This window comes from Mycobacterium sp., assembly GCF_035653355.1.
In the GTDB taxonomy this organism is placed as follows: Bacteria; Actinomycetota; Actinomycetes; order Mycobacteriales; family Mycobacteriaceae; genus Mycobacterium.
Genome location: NZ_DASRBZ010000604.1, coordinates 1 through 4235 on the forward strand (window position 1 = coordinate 1; position 4235 = coordinate 4235).

At 66.6% G+C, this 4235-nt stretch carries 6 protein-coding genes; all 6 read left to right on the forward strand.

What is annotated here, in order from left to right:
• Nucleotides 1-397, forward strand: a 397-nt coding sequence (locus tag VFA16_RS20995) for an ACT domain-containing protein (protein ID WP_324969682.1), incomplete at its 5' end; no start/stop codon positions are given.
• Complete coding sequence (locus tag VFA16_RS21000) at nt 398-1441, forward strand: aspartate-semialdehyde dehydrogenase (RefSeq protein WP_324969683.1); 1044 nt, start codon at nt 398-400, stop codon at nt 1439-1441. It begins immediately after the preceding gene.
• Nucleotides 1442-1505: 64 nt separating this feature from the next.
• The gene (locus VFA16_RS21005) at nt 1506-2603 is read left to right on the forward strand and encodes a DUF4185 domain-containing protein (protein ID WP_324969687.1); all 1098 of its coding nucleotides are present in this window, start codon (nt 1506-1508) and stop codon (nt 2601-2603) included.
• 73 nt (nt 2604-2676) lie between these two features.
• Nucleotides 2677-3036 carry a hypothetical protein gene (locus tag VFA16_RS21010; protein WP_324969684.1) on the forward strand — a complete coding sequence of 120 codons (360 nt, stop codon included), beginning with the start codon at nt 2677-2679 and terminating at the stop codon, nt 3034-3036.
• Nucleotides 3037-3279: 243 nt separating this feature from the next.
• Nucleotides 3280-3462, forward strand: coding sequence for a hypothetical protein (locus tag VFA16_RS21015; protein WP_324969685.1), 183 nt, complete (start codon nt 3280-3282; stop codon nt 3460-3462).
• Between the two features lie 96 nt (nt 3463-3558).
• Entirely contained in the window at nt 3559-4035 is a 477-nt protein-coding gene (locus VFA16_RS21020) for a hypothetical protein (RefSeq protein WP_324969686.1), read from the forward strand.
• Nucleotides 4036-4235: the final 200 nt, after the last annotated feature.

The window sequence follows — 4235 nt, forward strand, 5'->3', positions numbered from 1 at the left end:
CGTGAACATCGACATGGTGCTGCAGAACATCTCCAAGGTCGAAAACGGCAAGACCGACATCACGTTCACGTGTTCCCGCGACAGCGGGCCCACCGCGGTGGCCAAGCTCGACTCGCTCAAAGACGAAATCGGTTTCATCCAAGTGCTTTACGACGACCACATCGGCAAGGTGTCGCTGGTCGGCGCCGGCATGCGCAGCCATCCCGGGGTGACCGCCACGTTCTGCGAGGCGCTGGCCGCCGTCGGCGTCAACATCGACCTGATCTCCACCTCCGAGATCCGGATCTCGGTGCTGATCCGCGACACCGAGGTGGACAAGGCGGTGCTTGCGCTGCACGAGGCGTTCGGGTTCGGCGGTTCGGAACCGGCCACCGTCTACGCGGGAACGGGACGCTAAATGGTTGCCACCGGGTGCTCAATAGGAGTTGTCGGCGCCACCGGCCAGGTGGGCCAGGTGATGCGCACACTGCTGGAAGAACGCAGCTTTCCGGCCACATCGGTGCGGTTTTTCGCCTCCGCGCGCTCGCAGGGCCGCAAGCTCGCGTTCCGCGGTCAGGAGATTGAAGTCGAGGACGCCGAGACCGCCGACCCGGCCGGTCTGGACATCGCGCTGTTCTCGGCCGGGGCGACGATGTCACGGGTACAGGCGCCGCGGTTCGCCGCAGCAGGGGTGACGGTGATCGACAACTCCTCGGCGTGGCGCAAAGATCCCGACGTGCCGCTGGTGGTCTCCGAGGTGAACTTCGCTGACGCCCGCAACCGGCCCAAAGGCATCATCGCCAACCCGAACTGCACCACGATGGCCGCGATGCCGGTGCTCAAGGTGCTGCACGACGAGGCTCAGCTGGTGCGCCTGGTGGCCTCGACGTATCAGGCGGTGTCGGGCAGCGGTGTGGCCGGGGTGGCGGAGCTGGCCGCTCAGACCCGCGCGGTCGTCGACGATGCAGAACAGCTGGTCTACGACGGCAGTGCAGTCGAATTCCCAGCGCCGAAAACCTATGTCGCGCCGATCGCGTTCAACGTGGTGCCGCTGGCCGGCTCGTTGGTCGACGACGGCTCCGGTGAGACCAACGAGGATCAGAAGTTGCGCGACGAAAGCCGCAAAATCCTCGGCATCCCAGACCTTTTGGTCAGTGGCACCTGCGTGCGGGTTCCGGTTTTTACGGGGCACTCGCTGTCAATCAACGCCGAGTTCGCGCAACCACTTTCACCCGAGCGGGCCCGTGAGCTGCTCGACGGCGCGCCGAGTGTGAAGGTGGTCGACGTGCCGACGCCGCTGGCCGCCGCCGGTGTCGACGAGTCCCTGGTCGGCCGGATTCGACGCGACCCGGGGGTGCCCGACGGGCGCGGCTTGGCGCTCTTCGTCTCCAGCGACAACTTACGTAAAGGCGCGGCGCTCAACACGATCCAGATTGCCGAGTTGCTCGCCGCCGACCTGTGATCGCCGGGTGAGTTTGGCCCACGCCCGCCGGTTCACTCGATGCTCGGCTGCAGTTGTCGCGTGCATGCTTGTGCCGCAAGGCGTTTGCTCTGCTCATGCCGACCCGCCGGCTCCGATGCCGGAACCTGTGCTGCAGCCGCTGGCCCCCGGTGAGGTGATGCGGATCGGTCCGACCGCCGGCACCGGCACCCCCACCCGCGACTATGGCATCGGCGCCACCGATTTGTGCGTGTTCATGGAGTTTCCCAGTGGCGTGCTGCAGGTCTGCGGCGACAGCTTTCCTGGGCAGGGGGTTGGCTTCGGTCCGGGTTTCGCGCCGGTCGCGCTGCACGTCGACACGACGTCCGTCGACGACCCGGCCGGCGTGCACTACTTCGGCGTCATGGGCGTCTGGGAGCCGCTGTTGGCCGACCCAACCCCGCCCGGCGCGTCGCAGCTGCCGGCCGGAGTGGTGCAGATCAACCGGCAGAACTACCTGATGGTGACGACGGCCGCCAACCTGGTGCCGCAGACCTCGCGGCTGGTGAAAGCCGATCCGGCGCAAGGGAACTGGACCACCGTGCCGGGATCTGTCCGCGACGCCGGCTACCAGGACGGCCGGCAGTCGCAGATCAGCGGCTACTACGACCCGGTCCCGACAGCCGATTCACCGAGCGGATGGGTCTACATCGTGGCCGACAGCTTCGACCGCAGCCAGCCGGTGGTGCTCTACCGGGCAACCCCGGAGACGTTCACTGACCGGTCGCGCTGGCAAGGATGGGCCGCCGGAGCCGACGGCGGCTGGAACAAGCCGCCCACACCGTTGTGGGCTGACCAGATCGGTGAGATGAGCTTCCGCCAAATCGACGGCAAATCGGTGTTGTCCTATTTCAACGCCAGCACCGGCAACATGGAGGTCCGGGTGGCCGAGGATCCGACGTCGTTGGGCACCGCGCCGGTGACCACGGTGGTGCAACACGACGAGTGGCCAGACCCCGCGGAAAGCCTGCCGCCACCGTATGACAATCGGCTCGCCCAACCCTATGGGGGATACATCTCTCCTGGCTCGACGCTCGACGAGCTTCGGGTGTTCGTCAGCCAGTGGAACAACGCAGATCCGCGAGCCCGTGCCCCCTACCGGGTGATTCAGTTCGCCGTGAACCCGTTCAAGCCGGACGAATAATCGCCTGCACTCATAGCTATCTCATAGCTGGAACCTAGGTGCGGCTATTGCTTGCTCGCGCATTATTCGAGGTATGACTGAAACACCTGAATCCCCAACCAGGCCGACCGCTGTCGCCACCACGCCAGCCACTGAGCCTGTCAAACCGTATTGGCTCTACCGATTGGCGGCATGGGTGGTGATCGTGGCGGGCATCCTGTTCATCGTCACGACCATCTTCTTCGCCGGCTTCCGGATCGCCAGCCATGGTCATCACCGGCACCACCACGGACACCACGCCGCCATGTTCCACCAGCGCGGACCGGGTGGTCCCGGCGGACCGGGGGCGGTACAGCCCGGCAGGCCCGGCGGTGCGGGCGGAGCCGGTCCGAGTGCTGGACCGGGCCAGCCGCCGGCGTCGGTTGCTCCCTCCACTGCTCCGGCGCGCCCGTAGCGTCGAAGTAGCGCAACCGCACTGGCTGCAAACCCTTGTAAGCCTTGGGAAGTCGCCGACTTCCACGGCAAGCGACCATGACCAGAGCCCGGCGCCCCGGTGGGGCGCCGGGCCTCGACTATCTGCTGTGAAGAACTGTCCGTTGCTGATTCGTCGAGCGACGTGGATTGAACTACGGCTCACAGGAATTTCATGGCGCGAACGCCGCTGCGGCTGTTGTCGGGCTGAGGCATGATGCGAGGCATGAGCGAAACACCTGAAGCCCCGGTCCCGTCGGCACCCGCTGCGGCATCCCCGGTCGCGGCACCGCGCGAAAAGCCGGAGCGGCTTTTCCAGGTCGCGGCGTGGGTCGGGATCGTCGCTGGGGTCGTGTTCATCATTGCGACCGTCCTACTGTTCATTTGCGCCTTCGTCTGCTGCCGCTAGCGCGGCGGGGTGCAGTTCGACGTCTCATCCCGGCATACGCAATTTCCTGGCCGAGAACCGTGTACGGCGGTCTGTCGGCTGGGCATGATTTAGGGCATGACCGAAACACCTGAACCGCCGACGCCGCCGACGTCTGCCGCTGCGCCCCCGCCACCGCCTTCCGGTCCGCCACACCGTCCGGCAGCGCCGCCAGGCGCGGCGCGACCCAGCCGGCTTTACCAAGTCGCCGCGTGGGTAGTGATCGTCGCCGGAATCGTTTTCGTGGTGGCGGTCATCTTCTTCTCGGGTGCCGCAGTCGCGGGGCATCGCCACTGCCATCGCCACCATCCTCACGGCATGTTCGCCCCTGGCGGCCCGCCGCCCGGTCCCGGGGGATGGGTCGTCGTCCCCGGACCTGGCGCACCCGGCGTCCCGCCCGGCGCCCCTGGCGGTCCGGGAATGATGCCTGGACCCGGCGGTCCGGGAATGATGCCTGGGCCCGGCATGGCTCCCGGCGGCCCGGGCATGGGTCCAGGTATGCGACCGGGCGGTCCAGGACCGATGCCGCCGTCGACGCCACCTCCACCCCCGTAGCTGAGGCACCGGATCGTCGGCTGTGTCGTGCCAAAGTTGTTGTGGCTCAGTTGTATTCGCGGTCGACATCCAGAGTCCTTGGTGCACAACATGTTTGGCCGGCTCGCCGATGGGTCGGGTTGGCGCGGACCGAAGCGCCAGTCGAACCGGGCTTCTGTTTCGCGTGTCTTGTTGGCATGATCGAGCTCTATGAGCATCGA

What these genes read in the sequence shown, in the direction of transcription:
- VFA16_RS21000 (WP_324969683.1), top strand. Translation starts at nt 398, where the DNA reads ATGGTTGCCACCGGGTGCTCAATAGGAGTTGTCGGCGCCACCGGCCAG.
- VFA16_RS21005 (WP_324969687.1), top strand. Translation starts at nt 1,506, where the DNA reads ATGCTTGTGCCGCAAGGCGTTTGCTCTGCTCATGCCGACCCGCCGGCT.
- VFA16_RS21010 (WP_324969684.1), top strand. Translation starts at nt 2,677, where the DNA reads ATGACTGAAACACCTGAATCCCCAACCAGGCCGACCGCTGTCGCCACC.
- VFA16_RS21015 (WP_324969685.1), top strand. Translation starts at nt 3,280, where the DNA reads ATGAGCGAAACACCTGAAGCCCCGGTCCCGTCGGCACCCGCTGCGGCA.
- VFA16_RS21020 (WP_324969686.1), top strand. Translation starts at nt 3,559, where the DNA reads ATGACCGAAACACCTGAACCGCCGACGCCGCCGACGTCTGCCGCTGCG.